Source organism: Pseudoalteromonas nigrifaciens, from assembly GCF_002221505.1.
In the GTDB taxonomy this organism is placed as follows: domain Bacteria; phylum Pseudomonadota; class Gammaproteobacteria; order Enterobacterales; family Alteromonadaceae; genus Pseudoalteromonas; species Pseudoalteromonas nigrifaciens.
Map to the genome: position 1 here is coordinate 1,378,712 of NZ_CP011036.1, position 19,366 is coordinate 1,398,077.

Sequence of the window (19,366 nt, forward strand, 5' to 3'; positions counted from 1 at the left end):
ATTACCTTGACCGCACTTAAAACCCTCAGAACGTTAATAGGCTACATTTTATGTGGCCTTTTGTTTGTATGGCCCTTTGTAATTTTATCTGTATTTGCATTGGCAGGTAGCACTTGGGCCTTTAATAGCTTGCATAGCATAGACGTTGCTATTTGCAGCATTTGCCATGGCACAAAGCTCGAATCTATCTCAGCGCGTAGCTTTAGGTTGTCGCACGATAAGCGCTACCGGTATCAAATGCTTGTTATTGATTTTTTAGCGCGTCCTTTTGATGGAGATAACCATTGCAGGCGCGCACACAAATGGGAAAGCAAAGTAATAAAACTCAGATAACCCGCCCCACAGCAGCAATTAAACATTTAATCTAACTATAAGCGAATACTATGCCTGCCATATCCGTTAAAACATTTGCCGGTGAACGGCCTAAAGTTGATCCGCGCTTGCTCCCTAACGAATCAGCTTCTAAAGCCTATGGCTGCCACTTTGATAATGGCAACTTATCGCCTTTAAAGCGTCCGGCACTTACCGGCGATACCGTTATCTTTAATGCAAAGACGATCTACAAGCACCTAAATGAATACTGGTTTTCATGGAATAAAGTTGTTAACGCGGTAGCAAGTCCGGTTGCTAACGATCCATGGCAACGTGTTTACTTTACTGGTGACGGCTACCCGAAGGTAACGAACAACGCGATTTTTAGCGGTTCCATCATGCCAGCTAGTGCCTATCGCCTGGGCGTTCAATCGCCAGAAGTGCCGATAATCGCTATTGTTAACGATGCGGCTACCGATGAAGTCGATCCCAACGACGATGAAACGCGTTATTACACGCATACGTTTGTTACTGAGCAGGGCGAAGAGGGTCCACCGGGAGAAGCATCGCAGCGTATTGATATTCGCTACCCCAACGAAGAGGGTACATTTGTATCGCTGGCCTTTTCACCACCAAACGTTAATGCGTCGAATATAACGCACCGACGAATATACCGAACGGCAACCGGTGGCGGCATAGCTGATTACTTATTTGTTGCTGAAATTCCTATTTCACAAGATCAGTTTACTGACAACATACCAACTGACGCACTTGGCTCGTCGCTTGATACCTACGATTATGAAATGCCAAACGAAAACATGATCGGTTTAACGTCAATGGCTAACGGTATATTGGCTGGCTTTTTTGATAGTACCGTTTGCTTTAGTGAATCCTACCTACCATATGCCTGGCCTAGTAGTTACCAGCTAACAACCGAACATAAAATAGTTACCTGCGCTGCGCTTGGCAATACGCTTGCGGTATTAACCGAGGGCTACCCGTATTTATTTAGTGGCATTAGCCCGGATGCGATAGCCGGCCAAAAGCTAGAGTCTAACCAATCATGCACTAGCGCACGCTCTGCGGTGATAGTTAACGGCTCACTTATTTACGCAAGCCCCGATGGTTTAATAGGCTTTAATGGCGGAGGATTATCTATGCTGACAAGCCAAATAATAACCCGCGAGCAGTGGCAAAAATACGAGCCCCATACTATTGAAGCGTACCACCAGGAGGGGCGTTACTTGGCGTTTTATGGAGCCAACTTAGATAAGGCGTTTATATTTGACCCAAGAAGCGGTGACTTTAGACACTTTACCGCTACGGCTAATTGCGGCTTTAATAGCCTGATAGATGATGCGCTATACACTTGCCAGGGACAAAACTTGAGTAAGTGGGAGGCAAGCCCTGCGCTTATGAGCTATGAATGGAAGTCTAAGGAGTTTATAGCAAACGACCTAAGCTTTGCATGCGCAATGGTAAAAGGCGTTGATTTGAACCTTGCAGGGCTGCGCATTTACGCCGATGAAGTTGAGGTATTGCATTTAGCGCCAGGGAAAATACCTAAATCAGCATTTAGACTGCCTAACACACGCGGTAATTCATGGTCCTTTGAGGTTTACGGACAAGGCACAATTCACAGTGTTTCTATTGCAACGACTATGCGCGAGGTGGCAGCTTAAATGGCTAAACTTAAAAAGGGCAGCTTTCCAGGCATTGCCCGCCAAGCAAAGCAAAGTCAATCGGAAGGTGCGATCACCGAAAATATAGAGATATTAACCGGGCAGCGTGGCAACGGTGAAAACAGAGCGCTGTTAGTTAAGGACCTAGTAAACTTAGATGATATGAAGCGCCGCGCGCTAATTAATAATGCTAGCGGTGGTGGTGCTGGCAATCTACCAATCGGCGGTGGCGGTGTTGAGCGCCCGCACGCCCCGGTAAATTTAACGGGTACAGGCGGCTTTACTTTTATTGCATTAACATGGGATCACCCGACCTACAGAGGCCATGCTTATGCGGAGATATGGCGCAGTGAAACGGACTCTTTTAGCAGTGCAACGCTAATCGCAACAGAAGTAACCGATATTTTTAGTGATAGCGTGAACATGGGAACCGGCTATTACTATTGGGTGCGCTTTGTCAATGTGGCCGATATGAAAGGGCCGACCCAAGGCGCTAAAGGGCTCTACGTTGAAACGCAAAAATCCGCAGAGCAGATACTAGGCGAAATAGGCGGGCTAATTGAGAAGTCGCACTTAGGGGAATTTTTAACGTCTGAGATTGACGCGATCCCCGACCTAGATAGCATACCTGGTATTTATACTATTCCTGATTTAACGCTTGAGCTTAACAATGCTAAAACTGACATATCGGGTTACAAAAACAGAGTAGAGGCCATAGATGCGCAAACGGACACGTTAGCCAGGCAGCTTATTGACGCGGCATTGATAGGTGATAAAAACTGGCAGTCAAATACGCAAAAGCTGGTATCACTGGAAACAGTGGTAGGCGATGTAAAGGCAAAAATAGACAATGAATTTTTTACTATGGCAGAGGCGACCGAGGCAATAGCAGCGGCTACCCAAACAATTAGAGCGGAAATTGAGGATTCAGGCATATCGCTTAGCGGCAATATTTCAGAAACCTACTTTACTAAGGCTGGCACTAACGAGGCTATAGCGGCTTACGGGCAAACTCTAAAGTCGCAAATAGAGGACCCGAACGGCACAAGTATAGGCGCAGCGCTAAAGACCGATTATTACACTAAGGTTAGTACGGACGAGGCTATCAGCGAAGCAACTACCGCCATGGCCTCAACGGTAACAACCGACGTTAACGCTGCAGTAGATGCAAAGCTAACGCAAAGTTACTACACTAAGTCGGGTGTTGATGGGGCTATATCAGAATCAGCAACGCTTATCATATCTGAGATTCAAAACCCAGACGGCGAAGGTCTTGGCTCTATCTTGTTTAATAACTACCAAACAAAAACGGATTCAAAAGAAACTGAGGCTAATTTAGTACAGCAACTTAACTCTGCTTATACCGAAGCATCACAAGCGGTTATTGAAAACGCATTAGCAAATGATGTGAGCGAGGAAAGAAAAACCGCAGCAGAAGCAGATATAGTTTTGCAGCAAAAAACCCTGGCGAATGAGCAAGAAGCTATTGCTAACTCATTGTTTACTATGCGTGCCGATTTAGGCGACAGTAGCGCCAAACTTAGCCAGTTACAGCAAACAATATCAACAAGTACCAGCGCAGTATCACGAAACCTGCTAGAGCTAAGCAGTAATATAGGTGAAACAAATAGAGAGGTTGAACGCGTAAATGCTGACTTGCAGATTAACTACTCGACCACGGCTACCACGGAAAAGGCAATAAGTGATGCGACAACTCAACTAAAATCGACTATTGAAAACCCCGGCGGCAACAGTGTAGGCGCAGATTTATACAACAACTATTCAACTACTGCGACCATGAATAGCGCTATCAGCCAGGCATCGCAATTACTCAAGTCGCAAATAGAAGATCCCAACGGGGCAAGCGTTGGCGGTGATTTAAAGGTTGTGACGTCGGACCTGCAAACCAGGTATTACACTAAGACACTAGTTGATCAGGCGATAAGCTCGGCCACAACACAACTAAAAAGCACTATTGAGAACCCTAGCGGTAGTAGTGTTGGTGCGGATCTGTATAACAACTATTATACTAAGAGTGCTGCAAACGCCGCTATAAGCAGTGCAAGCACGCTTTTGAAGTCGCAAATAGAGAACCCGAACGGCGATAGCGTTGGCAGCGATATAAAAGCGGTGTCGGCTGATCTGCAAAACAACTACTACACAAAGGCTGGCGCTAATCAAGCTATAAGCTCGGCTACTACGCAGCTAAAGAGCGCCATTGAAAACCCTAATGGCACCAGTGTAGGCGCAAATCTTTACAATAACTACTACACCAAATTAAGTGCTGACAATGCTATTAGTACCGCCAGCCAAATACTAAAATCGCAAATTGAAGATGCTAACGGTAATAGTCTTGGGGCTAGCTTGCAGACGCTAAGCCAAACGGTTGCATCTAACAAGGGTGATTTTTCAGCGTTGTGGGGCGTAAAGACCAGTGTTAATGGCTTGCAGTCGAGCCTTGGGCTAGTCAATGATGGCGTTGATCCTATCTTTGCAGTGAAGGGCGCTAAGTTTGCAATTATAACGGATCAGAATCCTACTAACTTAACACCGGTATTTGCAGTTTCAGGCGGTAAAACGGTTATAAATACCGCAATAATTGACCAGGCATTTATTAAGAGCCTAGTTACAGATGATTTATTATCTAATCGTGTGCTGGTTGGCTCCCGCTTTACTTCGCCTTCTATCAACTACAATCCCGCCAATGGCGCAAGGAGCAATAACTTTTCAATTGATCCTGGCGGTAATATGCTTGCTAAGAGCGCAACGCTTGAATCAGTTACTATCAAAGACAATAACGGCAACATTGTTATGTCGTCTACCGGGGCCATCCCTTCATCTAAAGTAACTGGCCTGGGCTCGCTGGCCACAAAGAACGGATTAAGCTATGACGAGGTAAGCGGCAAGCCTAGCTTTGGGGCGTTCGCGTTTTTAAGTAGTCTTGGTTATAACGACTTGAGCGGCAAGCCTACGCTGGGGAGTTTAGCCGCTAAAAACTCATTGGCATATAACGAGGTAACAGGCAGGCCCGCACTTGGTTCGCTTGCTTACTTAAACTCACTCGCTTACAACAGCATAACCGGGAAGCCTTCACTTGGTCCTTTTGCTGGACTTAGTAAAATATTGAGTTCAAACGTTACAACCTACATAGCCAACGGTGCTATTGGTAGTGCGCAAATAGATACGGCGTACATAAACTCGTTGTTTGGGCAAAACGCGAGTTTTTACGGCACCGTGTATGCTCAAAACCTTGAGGGCGATGTGACGGACTCTAGGGTTAAGGCTGGGAATCAGGTCTCTAATTTTAACGAAGTAACAATCGCAACGTTTACCGTATCCGCACTGCCATTCGCGAGGACTGTTGTATTTAGCGGGCTCTTAGCTGAAATGCCCGCTACATCTGGGCAGCTTCCGGGGTCGGCATTTGGAACATCTAAGTCCAGGGTTACATGGTCGGGCGGCGCCACTACAGAGGTGCGTACAAATCTTGATGCAGGCGTCACCTCGTCAACTTTAGTTGAGCCGGTAGTCGTTACCTTGCCGGCTAACACCTCAAGAACTTACTACGTTAAAGGTAAGGTCGAAGGTGCTGGGAGCATGAAGCTGGGGGGCAACATTTTATGCCAAGCATTTAAAGCTGGCTCCACAATTTCATAATGGATAAACCCCCCAATATAGGTTAGTATTTCTACATAATGGAAAAGTCGTATCTGCAATGCGTTCCGTGGTTAAATCACCGGGATAGGCTTAAAGAGCCAATAACTCGAATAGGTAATATTGCAAACGACCCACACCTATACTCTGAAATAAATAAAGCCTGCTCAAATGAGCGGGCTTTTTTGTTTTTAGCACCCGATGGTTTTGTTGTTTTATGGCCGCGCCATATTGATAAAAATACATTTATTGAAGTGACCATTGCGTCCTGCCATGGCGGAAACGCAGTACAACGCTATCTTCGCCATATCATTAGGCTTGCCCGTTGTGGCAACGCCTCGTTTATAGAATTTGCAACCGCCAGGCGCGGTTTTAACAAAATAGCCCCTCTACATGGTTGGGTTCGCAGTGGCGAGCGCGACAATTTAACAATATGGCGGCACTTTTTAGAGGTTGATCATGGGTAAAAGTAACGAAGTAAAAGAAACTGAATATGAAAAAGAGCTTGCGAAAGTGTACGCCGAGGAGTGGGGCCTTTATCAAGAGAAGATTGTACCTTTTGAAAACATGGTTATTGACGATGCCAAGCAATCGAATGATGAAAGTGTTTACGGTGATATAGCTGAAAACACCAACCTTGGCTATAAAAAGTCATTTTCAGAAGCGAGCAATAACACGCTAGCAAATATGGAGGCCGGCGGGATAAACCCCAATAGCGGCAAGTTTAAAAACGCTGTTAGCGATATGGCCGACGGTGAGGCATCTGTAACTAGTGACGCTATTGCTCGATCGCAAGTTGCTGGGCAGGAGCGTTACATAGGCAAAATGAGCAACATCATGGCAATGGGCCAAGGGCAATCTCAGCAGGCAACGGCAACGCTTAGCGATATAGCTTACGGCTCGCAGCAAAAAGCATTTAACGATGCAAGAAATAAGCAGGCTATAAACGATAGCTACATAGGCGCAGCGGGGGCAGTTGCTGGGGCCGCAGGTAGTTATTATAAAAACTTACCACCCCCAAAGCCCGACGCAGTAATTAATCCTAACGCCGCAACCCCTGGCGACATAAACAAAACACTAATAGGAGGAGATTAATATGGCTAGCATATACAGCGGCACAGTTGACTCAGCAACTAACCAGGTAAAAGACGCAGAACTTGCTCACGTGGAATCGGGAAATGTACGCACAGACAAGTACCAAAATGCGTTAGCCGACTTAACACGCCAGCAATTTGAAGATTACAAAAACCGTTTTTTACCGGTGCAAGAAGAATTATTTGGCCTGGCTACTAGCGACAAGCTACTGAACGAGCAAATGCAGCGTAATGAAAAGAATATAGACAATGCCTTTGCTCAGTCTCAAGTTGCTGAATCTCAGCGCCTGGGCCGCTATGGCTTATCGCCCGAAGAAACGGCGCAAGGCAGCGCCAACAAAGGATTACTAAAAGGGCTTACTACGGCTTCAATCAACAACGAAACCCGCGAGTCGGTAGATGATTTGCAAAATAAAATTTTAACAGGGCAAGGCGGTGCGCCAAAATCCCTAGCTGATATAGGTGGTAAATAATGTCTTACTCAATTATGCAATCAGGCCAAAGCACAAAAGGCAAAGCGACCGACTCATTAAAAACGCTGTCGGATATGGAGCAAAAGCGCGATATGACTAATGAAGGCATAAAGCAGCAGAAGAAGTCATCGCAAATTAGCGCAACTGGCACAGGCGCTATGGCTGGCTGGATGGTTGGCGCGCAGGCGGGATCTGTTGGCGGGCCTTGGGGGGCAGCTATTGGCGCAGCTATTGGTTTGGCGGCAGGATCACTTTAAGGGGTAATTTATGGCAGGTGCATTTGTAGACGGCGCTTTAAAAGGCTTTGAAATGATGGAGCGCCATCAGGCGCGTAAGGATGAGAAGGCTCGTTTATCTGATATGGACGCCTTTAAAAGGCAAGAGCATACAGACCAAAAAAATAGACAAGCTCAAATAGATAAGCAAAATGCAATACATCGCAAAGAGGAAGTAACGCTTAAGAACAAGGAGTTTGATAGCCTTCAGCAATATCGCACCGATACGCTGAATAACTCAAACCTCAGCCTTAAAGAAAAGCAACAAAACAACCTCTGGAAGCAAGCCCACCAAGAAAAACAGGATTTACACAATCAGGATATTTCTATTCTCCCCGCAGCCTTTGACCTATTAGAGCAAGAGCAGGCGCTACCCAAGGAGTACGAGGAGGTATTCGAGCGCAATCCGCACTTGGATCCGCGCAGATTATTTGAAAAGGAGGCTGGGGAAAGCGTTGACACAGTGCAGCGAGTAATGGGCGAAGTTGCAAAAACCGGTGAAATGGCACAATTTAACTCCCCTGAATTTAAAGGGGCAATTAATAACGTTTTTGGGCACCGTTTTAAAAAAGCTATAGGCCAATATGATCCATTGCAAAAATCTAAAATTGTAGACTCTGAATTTTACGCATTCATACCAGCTCCACGCGAAAAAAAATTGAGTGACGTACAGCCCGACGGAAAAGTTGACGGCGAAAAATTTGCCATGTCTATGCTGGTCACCTATGAGAACGGAAACCAAGAGGTTAAGCCTTTAACGCGAGGGGGCACTACAGAGCCTGACGATCCAGTGACTGCTTTCGCCCCTAAAGACCTCATTGGGCAATTAAAACCAGTATTTGTAGCAAGAGAAATAGCAAAAAGCCCTGAGATGTATCGCCGCCACATTAAAAGCATTAGAGGCACCCAGCAAGGGGGTAGCCAGCAAAAAGAAGCTCCTCAAAAGGCAGAGTACAGAAAAGCCAAGTCTCAGCTCTTGGCTGCGAAAGCAAAAGCCTTAAGTGACATAGAATCTGGCAAGGGGGCAGCAATACCATTGAGTGGCGACGCAAAGATTGCAGCGATAAAAGGAGTTGAGGCTCAATTTAAAAATCAAAGCGAGCAGCTTGATAGCCTCTATGGCGCCTCGCCTAGCCCAGAAAGTAAAGGCGGAGGTGGTGATAGTAAAGCTAAATATATAAGTAAGATAGATGGTGTTGATGCGGGCGGTGTTATTAAGAAGTTTATGGAAGCCAACAAAAATTTAACTGAACAACAAGCTACACAAATAGCTATTCAGCAAGGGTATTTATCAAATGGCCAATAAAATAGTAGATCCATTTACAAATAAAGAAATTGAATTTATTGACCCTTTTGCTGAGCCAGAATCGGAAGGCGGCATATCTGCAGCATTTGGCGCAAGCGTTGATAAGGTTCAAGAGCTAGGCTATCGAGCGGTTAAGGGCTTTACTGATACCGGCGAAAAGGGCAGCGAACAAGAGGAGGGCTCAATATCTCAGAAGGTGGCAAATACCATCGGGCAAGGAGGATCGCTAGCTGAGTGGGCGCAAGAAGGGATCGATCGTAACGTTAAGGAGCAGCAAGCGTACAAGCCTACAGTTGGCTCATATAAAGATATTGATAGCCTTGGCGACTTAGGGAGCTACACTGGTGAGCTTGTTGCTGGCTCGCTTCCTTATATGGCCGCTGCAGCAACTGGCGTTGGCGCGCTAGGCATGGCCGGTGGACTATCTAACGAGGCATACGAAAAGCAACCCGAAGGCGAAAAAGACGAAGTTAAAGCGGTTGCATCCGGTGCCGGCCAAATGCTGCTTGAGCGCTTAGGCATCAAGGTTAGCATGGGGCAGCTAGGTAAAGACATTTTAAAAGATGGCGTAGTCGAAACAGCTAAGCGCATGGGCAAGGGCGAACTTGTAGATGCAGTGCGCGACCCAAGCTTTGCTAAGCGCATATTCAAAGGCGCAGTAGGCGAAGGCTTAACAGAAACAGGACAAGAAGCCTTGGCGCAATGGGGCGCTGGCAAAAGCATTGATGAATTTGAAGGGCTAGACGAAGCCTTTGTTGGCGGCTTTGCGGTAGGTGGCGTGATGCGTACCGGCTCAGAGTCGGCACAAAAGGTAATGGGCTATCAGAAAAAAACAGCGGAAGCAGTTAAAAGCGGTGCAGATCAACTTATAGAGGCTGGGGCGTCGCCAGAAGAAGCAATCGAAACTGTTAAAAAGCAGCAGTATGAAGCAGCCATAAAGCAAGGGCTGAGCGATGTTGAAGCGTCGGCAGTCGTTGCGCGCACAATGAAAGAAAAATTTGGCATTGACGATCCTTTGTTTGCAGCAGCGGCAGAGCCTGTGCAGGCACAAGAGGCCGGGCAAGCTCAGGCGATACCAGAAGATACGCAAATACCTGTATTTGAAAATGATGATATTGATTACGATGTGCCTACAGCAGCGAGGGAAGCTGGTTTTGGTCAAGACCCAAGAGCAGCTGGTCAGTATGGCGATATGCTTACCAGTCCGCAGCAGCAGTCTTTAAAGGACTTAGATGCCGGAAACAACGCGCCTACTGTAGACGAACGAGTAAAAGCAGCAGCGTTTGACAAGACGCCAACGCCAGAGGATCGCTTTAGTCCTATTAAGTACCAACACGAAGGCGAGCTATTAGGCCCAGACGCTCAAAACGCGCAAGGTATAGACAATGCACCAATAGACGGCCAAGTAGTGCCAGAGCAAGGCAAGCTACCAACGGCAGAGCAAACTAAAAACCGTGAAATGCGCGAGCAAGCACAAGCTGATATTGAGTCACAGCCTAAAGGTATTGAGCAAAAGGATATTATTTTTGGCGAAGATGGCAGGCCGCAGCAGCGCGCAGCAGAGCAGGTTAAGCAAGCCGGTAAAGACTCGCAAAATTTATTACCACAAAAAGATATTATCTTTGCAGGTAACGAAAGTGGCGTTAACGTGGCTAAAAATGGTGAAGCATTTAAAACCAAACGCGATGCGCTATTAAGCAAAGAAGCGCGAGCAGCACGCAGAGCAGGCAAAAAAACTAAAGCAGTTAGTTTTGATAATGGTTTTGGCTGGACCGTCAAAAGCGATGCAAGTACCGCACCTAATACAGCTCCGGATATAAGTGCGGACAAACAGCAAGCAGATGCTACCCTCACAGATGAGGGTACCATAACGCAAAGCCCTGAAACTGATACGGTTGCGCAAAATGAACAGGGCGATCAAGCGCAACCAGCCCAACAAGAAGGTAAGAATATCGCAGGTGAAATGCTTAATGATGAGTGGCAATCTTTTACAAAGGAGAGCGGCACCAAAAATATACCGCGTTCAGAAATGCCACAAATTAAAGCTGAAAATCGCGGCGCTATGGTTAACTTTATGAAAGCGCGTGATATTGGCAATGAAAAAGATGAGGTGCAAGCAAGCTCATTAAAGCCAACGCAGCAAGAATTTTCACCAGCCAAAGTTAAAAAGGCAATGGAATTTGAGGGCGGCAATCGCTCTATATTGGTATCGAATGACGGTTATGTACTCGACGGCCATCACCAGTGGTTAGCTGCCCGTGAAAAAGGTGAGTCAGTAAAAGTAACCCGATTAAATGCGCCTATTGAACAGTTGGTACCATTGGCCAAAGAAATGCCCAGCACTGAAACGCAGGACGATGCTGGTAAACTAACTGCCACTGGTAATGAAGAAGTTGCCACAACTGGTAAATTAAATGATGATAATGGTAAACAATCTGAACAAAAAGGCGTTGAAACTGCCGAAGCTGGTAAATTAATTGAACAAGAACCGGCAACCACTGAACAAGCAAGCGAGCTACCACCAATACTAAAAACCACTAAGCGCAAATGGCTACAAAGCCAAGCCAAAGAGCAAGGGCTTAAAAAAGGCTCGCCAGGCTTTGACGTTGCCATGGCAAAAATAGAAGAAGGCTACGAGCCAGCTATTGATAGAGCGCTTGCTGAGTCGTCATTTGAAACGTATAAAAAGTTTAACGACGATACGCCAGAGGGCATTAACCGCATGGCGTATAACGAATTGCGTAAAGAGTTTGGCATTGATGATACGCCACCGCCAATTAAAGAAGCCGTTAAGCCCGCTAAAAAAACAGAGCCGCCTAAGAGCGGTTTTTCTTTGCCTGAATCAAAGAGGCCAGAGCAGCTTAATAGCGAGGAAGCGGCTAGCGAGCAAGCAAAGGAAGGCTCCGCCAGTGAAGGTGATACCGTTAAGTTTTTCTCTAAAGGCAGCAGTAATAAGGCAAAAGGCGTAAGCAAGGTTGATGCAGAAAGGGCCGCCGACAACTTTTTAAAATCATTAAAAGGGGCCGCTGGCATTAAAGTAAAGGTGCTGCAAACCAGTAGCGAAGCTGAAAAGCTTTGGCGCATGAACTTAGCTGGATCGGTAGTTAAAGGTGCTTACAGCGAAAACAGTAAAACAGTGTATGTGATAGCCGAAAACATCGACAGTGAAAGCGACTTGAAGCAAACCCTAGCGCACGAAACAATAGCGCACGGCGGCCTTGATACTGTTATTGGTAAAGATGCTAAGCAAGCATTTATTGATCGCATAAAAGCTACTAAGGGCCGTAAAGCATTTGAGAAATACTGGAAGGACGCAAACAACGACTACTGGGATGCAAGCCAGGACGTAAAAGCCGAAGAGATATTTGCCCGCTTTGTAGAAAACGAACCCACTAAAGGCGAGCTTAAATATTGGTGGCAAGCACTTAAACGCTTTATACGTGCACAGCTTGATAAAGTAGGCCTGGCTTATAGCGAAGATACCGAACTAACAGCAATGCGTGAAATGCTAGAAAGCATTGTAAAGGGGTTTAAAGCGCAGCGCACCAACAGCGAAAGCGCAAACAGCGAGCTTGCCTACAGCAAAGGCGATAAAAAGTTAAGCAAAACTGCAAACACCGATACCCGCACTGCCAAAGAAAAGCTTGGGCTTGTTGAGCAAGCAAAAGAAACTATTGCACAGCAAGCTAAGTCAAAAATTGAAGCCAATTTAAACGCACTTAAAAGCGCGCCATTTTGGAACAGGTTAAATGAAGGTATATTTGACGGCTTAGCTGGCATTAAGCAGGCAGAGGATAGCGTAGGCATAACCGATGTTAATAAACAGGGGTATGTAAGCGCAAGGCTTGCCGCTGGTGTTTCTGATGTGTTACATGGCGTGTTTAACTATGGCGCCCCTATGTGGAAAGACGGCATAGTGCAGCGAAAAGAAGGTACTAAAGGGCTGCTAGAAGTGTTCGGCATGGTTGGCGAGGACTTAAATGACTGGCTAGCGTGGATGGGCGCACATCGAGCTGAAAAGCTACAATCGCAAGGCCGTGAAAACAACTTAACAAAAGCAGATATTGCAGAGTTAAAAGCGCTTGGTAACGGAAAAGAAAAGTCATTTGAAAAAGTACGTGAAGAATACAATAAAATTAACTCGGCCATATTGGATTTAGCGCAAGGGGCAGGGTTAATTAGTAAAGCGCAGCGTGCAGCGTTCGATGAAGAATATTATGTGCCATTTTTCCGCGATATGGGCGAAACAGACTCAGAAATGGACGCAATCAAGCGCACTATAATTGAGCCGCACGTTCGTGCTGGTATAGCCAGTCAGTCGGCAAAAATAAAAGAGCTAAAAGGGGGCAAGCAATCAACCAAAGATTTGCTAGAAAATATTATTACTCGCCAGAGCACACTTATTGAAGCATCGCTAAAAAACAAGGCTATGCAAGAGGTTGTTAGCAACTTAGATGGCACTGACTTCATGAGCCATGAAAAAAGCGATGAGGCAAAATCTCGAACCCAGCAGCAGCTAAATAACGATCACAAAGTAAGGGTAATGATTAACGGCGAGCCAGAGGCCTACCTTGTGAGCGATCCCGCCTTACTGCGATCGTTAATACAAATAAACAGTAGCGGAAGCCAGAACATAGTTAATAAGCTTGGCAGAAGTGCTAAGCGATTTTTAACAGCGGGCATAACGCTGTCGCCTGACTTTATCGCTAAAAACTTTATTCGCGATGCTGTTCATGCATGGATGATAAGCAAGGATGGCTTTAAATTTGGCACCGACAGCTATAAAGGGTTGAAAAAAGCATTTAAAGAGGATGAAACGTATCGCGACTTAATATTTAGCGGCGCGGCGTTTCAGGGGGGTTATATTCATGGGGCAGATCCTGAGGCTGCAGCGCAGCAAACTCGCCGCTCTTTACGATCTAAAGGCTTAACCACAAAAGAAGTGGATACCTACATGGGCAGCTTAATAACTAATGGCAAGCAAATGCTAGAGGTGTATAGAAATGTAAGCGACAAAGTTGAAAACGCCAACCGACTAAGCACTTACGAGTCGGGTTTGAGTGCAGGGAAAACAAAGCGTGAAGCGGCATTTTTGGCAAAAGACTTAATGGATTACAGCCTAAAAGGGAACTTTACAACAATAAACTTTATGATTGATATGCTGCCATTTTTCAACGCCAGGCTACAAGGCATGAGTAAGCTAGTAAGAGCATCAAAGGCGAGTGATGGCGATCAGGTTCTGCGCGTGCTGAGCGCTAACTTGGCAATGAAAGGCATAAAACTAGCGGGACTTAGCCTTGCATTGGCGATGTACAATGATGACGATGAGCGTTATCAGGAACTGCCAGATTGGGATAAAGATATAAACTGGCACTTTTGGGCTGGCGAAGATCACTGGCGCATACCTAAGCCGTTTGAGCTAGGGGTTATATTTGGCACTATGCCAGAGCGGCTATTTAACTATGCCGCAGGTAACCAAACTGATAAGGACCTTCAAAAGTCAATTATGAATGCAGTGCTAAATACTATGGCATTAAACCCAACGCCTCAGTTTATATTGCCATTCGTAGAAACGACTATAAACAAGTCATTTTTTAGGGATGCGCCTATTGAGGGTATGGCGGATCAAAACAAGCAGCCAGAGGACAGGTACAGCGCACACACTAGTGATATAGCAATATCAATAGGCAAGCAGTTTGGTATATCGCCTAAAAAAGTTGAGCACATTATTAAGGGTTATACGGGTACTATTGGTGGCTACGTCCTCGGCGCAAGCGATATAGTAGCGCGCCAAATAATGGGCAAAGAGTCGGCCGATACGCCAATAAATAGATACCCGGTCATAAAAGCTTTTTATCAAGGCGATAGGCCTAAAGGCAGCACCAAATTTGCTGATGAGTTTTACAATGCGCTCGACACTGCAAATCAAGCTTACGGCAGCTATAAGCGCGCAATGGAGCTTGGTGACAATGCGAGAATTCAAGAGCTGGTAGAAAAAGAAGGCGCTAAAATACAAAGCAAGTCAGGGCTTGCAAAAATACAGCGCGTCATTTCTAAAATTGGCAAAGCGCAAAAGGCTATAAACGACAGCAAGGAGTTAAGCGGTGAGCAAAAACGCAAACAGCTTGATGAACTACAGCGCCAGAAAAACGCAGTGTACCACCAAGCTTATGTAGGGTTTAATCTAGGGGAGTGGTAAAACATAGCCCGCAATTAAGCGGGCTTGTTATTTATAGATACCCAATGGCATCTGAAATATACCATGTATATTCTCCAGCTTTTATTCGCGTCGATGCGCTAAACTGATTTTTTTTGCCTTCCTTCTTAGCAAAAGGATCAATAATAGGTATCGTTTCGGACTCAGGCATTATTTCTATTCTGAAATCAGATCTAGACAAAGGAGAGATGGACAAGTTATGCAAATATTTTTTTGATATTTCTCCCCCGTCACTTTTTTTAGCAGTGATAGTTATTGTTATTTGAGATACGGTTAAATTTGTATTTCCGTTATAGATATACCCAGAATAATGTTCATCAGTTAAATTTAATGCAGCACGCCCAGTAAGACTCTTAACCTCAGCATCACTCAGCGCTCTTTCAGTCTTCGCAACGGGGTATTCCTCCCTGCAAGCTTGATAAGTAAAGTTGGCAGCATGATCGGTAGTGACCCCCTTCATGTTTTTTATTATGCAATCACTACTTGTGTCAGCGTAGGATAGCTGGTCGCAACCGGTTACTGATAAAAAAATGGCAATTAACCCTATAACTTTTAAAATTAATTTGTTCTTCATATTGACCTACATCCTTTGGCTAAGCAGATGCTCAATTCAAAAATTACATTTAAATGCTTCTGCGGCAGTATCTGTCCCGCCTATTCTAGGGTTTGTATTTATAATTAATATTGTGTCAGCCCCTAAATCATAAGCCTTATTTTGCGCGTCGTATACAGAGTGGCGCTGACTTATCCCTGCTGCACCAGCATAACCCTCAAAACCGTTATCACTGTATCCATAAACCAAGCCTAATGACTGACAGCTGATTACTGCCCTGTCAGTTGATACAACCTTAACATTATTAGCTTCTGACTTTAGTTCTGGAATAGTGACGCAACTGGTCAGTAATAAAGATATAAAAACAATGTGAATTTTCATGTTAAGGCTCCATTTCTTTAATAAAAGATCTAATTCAATTTTTTCCACTCTTCAACAAACCATTTAGACTTAACTTTATCTGGCTCGCTAAAAAATAGGCTTAAAAATTCGTAAATATTAGAGCGCACAGGCTTAGTTTTGTATTGCTCTAACTCTTCAATCGCTTGCTCTACGGGTAAGTCGCGAGTTTGCTTAACGCGAGTGGTGGCAAATTCAGCAACATCAAGAAGGCCGCGCTCGTCGAGCTCTTGAAATAATTCTAAAACCTCTCTTTCCCTTGGCAGGCGCTCAACGGTCATGGACGTGGCGTCTGCAAGAAAGTTATTTGTATCACCCTTTAATAAAACCGTTAACGCGCTATGGTTAGAGTGTCCATCACGTATGTAAAACACAATTCCTGAGGCACCAAAGAAGCCGTTAACAAATGCGCAAAGGCGATCTTTATCACCATAAGTTGTGCCAGCGCTGCCAAGTCGTGTATTTTTCGCTTGGCACAAAGCAGGTATTACATGATGATTAAGATTTGATAGCAATATAGATAGCCCGCCCAGCCTTTCTTGCATGGTGTGGACCTGATTCCCTAGAGCTTGACGCTGATCTAACGCTGCTTGCAACTGCTCCAACAAGTCGATATTTACATGCTCAATTTTATTTGCTTCTTCATCAACAGATTTCTCTAGCCTTGAGACTATCTCTGCGTTCAAAGAGCGGCCGTTCAGGCTAGATTTTTTGTGAAGCTCTTCTTTTAAATGGCTAGGCATCCTAACCCCAAATGGAGCTATGTCTCTACTCATTATTATCTTCTTCCGAACAAATTATTACACAGTGTAGTTAAAAAAAGTTTGACAGTATAGATTCACGGTGTAATATTCAGTGTAACTACAGTGTAGTTTTATCTAAGTATAAATAAATTTAAGGAAATAAAATGAAAGAGTACCAACCTATGTCATTCCGCTTTGAGCCAGAAATGCAAGCGTACATAACAGCAAAAGCAAAAGAAGAGGGGCGATCACGTAACAAGCAGGTTGAAATGTGGCTTAAAAAAATTAAAGCCGACGATGAAGCCGCGCAATCAAATCAACAAGGGCTTTAGTATGACAACTCAATATGCACAAGTTAAATTTAGAGTCGTACCGGTTAATCACGAATGGCTAAAAGAGCAGGCCAAAAAGAACCGCCGCTCACTTACAGCCGAGCTTAACTTTATACTTGATGAAAAAAGGAAAGCTGATGAGCAAGTTAAAACAGCTTAACAAAATGAAAGCCCCAACTGCTGTAACAGTTGAGGCCAATAAAAACACCACCGAATCATTAGTAAGGAGTCTTTATGTCTTCTAATATAGCAAAAAACCAAGATAACGCACAACGAGTAAATGAAAGTAAACCACTCGTAAAAGCAAACATTATGACCAACGACAGTTATGATGATTTTGATCGCCTGTTAACGCAAGCCAAATCGCTTGTAGATTTTATGATAGGTAACGACAATATGGAGGGATACCCCATGGAGCAAATTTCTAATTTATTATGGCTCGTATCTGATCGCCTGGGCGATATGCAAGCTAAATTTGAATCAATGCCAGTGAGGACTATCCAATGAACAGCATCGTGACCTTAAATGATACAAATTGCCCGATCACCACCTCGCTGGCAATTGCTGAAGGTGTGGGCAACCCACATGCGTCGGTAATAAAAGTGATCCGCCAGAATATTGCTGATTTTGAAGAGTTTGGCAATATTGGATTTGAAATCCAGAATTCAATTTCAGGGGCTGGGCGCCCAACTGAATACGCCATTCTTAACGAGCAGCAATCAGCCTTGCTATTAACGTACTTTAGAAATAACGATACGGTTAAAGCATTTAAAAAAGCACTGATCAAAGCGTTCTTTGAAATGCGTGACGAACTGAACAAGCGACAAGCTCCAGCGGAAAACTTATCGCGCATGGATATTTTGCAACTGGCCATGCAATCAGAAGAAGAGAGGCTGAGACTTGAGCAAGAAAAGTTAAAGCTTGAGCATCAAATAGAAGAGGAAGCCCCGCGCGTAGCCTTTGCCAAGCAGGTTGAGGCAGCGCCCGACGCAATAAGTGTGGCGCAAGCTGCAAAGGTTATTGGTACGGGCCAGCGGCGATTATTTGCGTTCCTTCGACAAATAGGCTGGATCTCAAGACGTAACGAGCCTTACCAGACAAAAATTGAATCAGGCTATCTTGATGTTAAGCTTGGTAGCTGGGATCATCCAGATCATGGGCTTAAGCAATCAGTAACCGCGCTAGTCACGGGCAAAGGGCTCTCCAAGCTTCAAAAGTTGTGGAGTGAACGAGATCAGGATCACGCAGCCTAGAAAACAAAAAGCCCGCAATTAAGCGGGCTTTTCTAACAGTATAGGGTCAAATTAAATTGTCTCCAATACCTTAACTTGGTTGATTGCGGATTCAAATTTAGACCTGTTCTCATCGCCCCATTTAAAATCACTTAATCCTGGGGCAGGCGCTGATACGACAATGCTACCATTGAAAAGATGCTGATAAATCTCATTACTAACTGCGTTAGCTGCTATAAAAAAATCTTCTGAAGGTGTAAAACTGCAATTTTCATTAACAGAAGCCTCCTTTAAGGAGCTTCCTAACACTCTACAAATATTAGATATATTCTTTCTCAACTGTCCAGATTTAGAAACTAAGTCTTTAAAGTTTTGATGAACTATATGGCCGTGTGCATTTAATATATCTTGGTTGTAAAGGTTCCAATTTCTTTTCAGGTATTTAGACGCACCACGAAGGGCTAGATCAAGATTAACTAAATCATCTAAGTTTGCTAGAGCTTCTTGGTTAACGGTATCAGAATTAGATAGATCAAAATAAACCTGACGAGCTTGAAGTAAAGTTTTATCAAGTTGTGCTAATTTTTGGCCAAGCCTTATAGATATATCCCTAGCACTTATATTAGTAGCCACTGACTTGCTTGGTATTAAAAGGCCAACCTCTTCCGAAGCATTAACGGAAAAAGCACTGGAAACCAAAGTTGTTAGCAACATAACAGTCCCCTCAAGCATAGCGATACTCCTAGTATAGCGTATTAAATAAAACTACTTTATTCTTACTGGCAATAAAATAGCGCGCAGATTATTCATTTCAATGCTGATTCATCACTTACAGAAGTCACACTATACATATGGTATAGATTTATCAACAAAAGCTTGTATAGATTGTTGGTGTTTTTTGTACTGGGTCACGTCACAAGCAGATTAGCTGAAAAGCGTCATTAACAAAAAGCCCGCAATTAAGCGGGCTTTTACAGAGTATCGAGTCATCAACCTACAATCATAATGTCGTGCTATATTATTATTGCGTAATAAAGCTATAATAGGTTTGTTGTTAAGTCTACGACAAATTTGCAAACACCCCTTGAAATACC

General features: G+C 44.5%; 17 protein-coding genes. 13 read left to right on the forward strand and 4 right to left on the reverse strand.

Annotated elements, in window-relative coordinates:
- Positions 1-6: 6 nt before the first annotated feature.
- The 9 genes from PNIG_RS06785 to PNIG_RS06825 are packed head-to-tail and all read left to right on the forward strand — an operon-like array spanning position 7 to position 14,995.
- A complete protein-coding gene (locus tag PNIG_RS06785) occupies positions 7-333 on the forward strand; it encodes a hypothetical protein (RefSeq protein WP_089368087.1) in 327 nt (108 codons plus the stop codon).
- A 50-nt stretch (positions 334-383) separates the two neighbouring features.
- Complete coding sequence (locus PNIG_RS06790; protein ID WP_089368088.1) at positions 384-1,994, forward strand: hypothetical protein; 1,611 nt, start codon at positions 384-386, stop codon at positions 1,992-1,994.
- Positions 1,995-5,651, forward strand: a complete 3,657-nt coding sequence (locus PNIG_RS06795) for a phage tail tip fiber protein (protein WP_089368089.1) — start codon at positions 1,995-1,997, stop codon at positions 5,649-5,651.
- A 38-nt stretch (positions 5,652-5,689) separates the two neighbouring features.
- Entirely contained in the window at positions 5,690-6,115 is a 426-nt protein-coding gene (locus tag PNIG_RS06800) for a hypothetical protein (protein WP_089368090.1), read from the forward strand.
- Complete coding sequence (locus PNIG_RS06805) at positions 6,108-6,743, forward strand: vWA domain-containing protein (RefSeq protein ID WP_089368091.1); 636 nt, start codon at positions 6,108-6,110, stop codon at positions 6,741-6,743. Before PNIG_RS06800 ends, PNIG_RS06805 begins: the two co-directional genes overlap by 8 nt.
- Before the next feature lies 1 nt (position 6,744).
- Positions 6,745-7,215 carry a hypothetical protein gene (locus tag PNIG_RS06810; RefSeq protein ID WP_089368092.1) on the forward strand — a complete coding sequence of 157 codons (471 nt, stop codon included), beginning with the start codon at positions 6,745-6,747 and terminating at the stop codon, positions 7,213-7,215.
- Complete coding sequence (locus PNIG_RS06815; protein WP_089368093.1) at positions 7,215-7,472, forward strand: hypothetical protein; 258 nt, start codon at positions 7,215-7,217, stop codon at positions 7,470-7,472. The genes PNIG_RS06810 and PNIG_RS06815 overlap by 1 nt, the downstream gene beginning before the upstream one ends.
- A gap of 10 nt (positions 7,473-7,482) precedes the next feature.
- Complete coding sequence (locus PNIG_RS06820; protein WP_089368094.1) at positions 7,483-8,796, forward strand: hypothetical protein; 1,314 nt, start codon at positions 7,483-7,485, stop codon at positions 8,794-8,796.
- Entirely contained in the window at positions 8,786-14,995 is a 6,210-nt protein-coding gene (locus PNIG_RS06825; protein ID WP_089368095.1) for an LPD38 domain-containing protein, read from the forward strand. Before PNIG_RS06820 ends, PNIG_RS06825 begins: the two co-directional genes overlap by 11 nt.
- A 31-nt stretch (positions 14,996-15,026) precedes the next feature.
- Here PNIG_RS06825 and PNIG_RS06830 read toward each other — a convergent pair whose 3' ends face one another.
- Genes PNIG_RS06830 through PNIG_RS06840 form a run of 3 tightly spaced genes read right to left on the reverse strand, consistent with a single transcriptional unit; the run spans position 15,027 to position 16,741 of the window.
- A complete protein-coding gene (locus tag PNIG_RS06830) occupies positions 15,027-15,587 on the reverse strand; it encodes a hypothetical protein (RefSeq protein ID WP_089368096.1) in 561 nt (186 codons plus the stop codon).
- A gap of 36 nt (positions 15,588-15,623) precedes the next feature.
- Positions 15,624-15,995, reverse strand: a complete 372-nt coding sequence (locus tag PNIG_RS06835; protein WP_147207647.1) for a DUF4156 domain-containing protein — start codon at positions 15,993-15,995, stop codon at positions 15,624-15,626.
- Positions 15,977-16,741, reverse strand: a complete 765-nt coding sequence (locus PNIG_RS06840) for an Arc family DNA-binding protein (RefSeq protein WP_089368098.1) — start codon at positions 16,739-16,741, stop codon at positions 15,977-15,979. The genes PNIG_RS06835 and PNIG_RS06840 overlap by 19 nt, the downstream gene beginning before the upstream one ends.
- 131 nt (positions 16,742-16,872) lie before the next feature.
- Between PNIG_RS06840 and PNIG_RS19905 the strand changes: the two genes are divergently transcribed.
- The 4 genes from PNIG_RS19905 (at position 16,873) to PNIG_RS19915 (ending at position 18,293) form a co-directional block, all read left to right on the forward strand.
- Positions 16,873-17,040 carry a hypothetical protein gene (locus tag PNIG_RS19905; protein WP_157696003.1) on the forward strand — a complete coding sequence of 56 codons (168 nt, stop codon included), beginning with the start codon at positions 16,873-16,875 and terminating at the stop codon, positions 17,038-17,040.
- A 1-nt stretch (position 17,041) separates the two neighbouring features.
- Entirely contained in the window at positions 17,042-17,200 is a 159-nt protein-coding gene (locus tag PNIG_RS19910) for a hypothetical protein (RefSeq protein ID WP_157696004.1), read from the forward strand.
- Positions 17,201-17,274: 74 nt separating this feature from the next.
- Positions 17,275-17,547 (forward strand): hypothetical protein, encoded by a 273-nt coding sequence (locus tag PNIG_RS06845; protein ID WP_089368099.1) that lies wholly within the window; start codon positions 17,275-17,277, stop codon positions 17,545-17,547.
- Positions 17,544-18,293 carry a phage antirepressor KilAC domain-containing protein gene (locus tag PNIG_RS19915; protein ID WP_115121826.1) on the forward strand — a complete coding sequence of 250 codons (750 nt, stop codon included), beginning with the start codon at positions 17,544-17,546 and terminating at the stop codon, positions 18,291-18,293. The genes PNIG_RS06845 and PNIG_RS19915 overlap by 4 nt, the downstream gene beginning before the upstream one ends.
- Before the next feature lie 51 nt (positions 18,294-18,344).
- Here PNIG_RS19915 and PNIG_RS06855 read toward each other — a convergent pair whose 3' ends face one another.
- Entirely contained in the window at positions 18,345-19,004 is a 660-nt protein-coding gene (locus PNIG_RS06855; RefSeq protein ID WP_089368100.1) for a hypothetical protein, read from the reverse strand.
- Positions 19,005-19,366 lie beyond the last annotated feature (362 nt).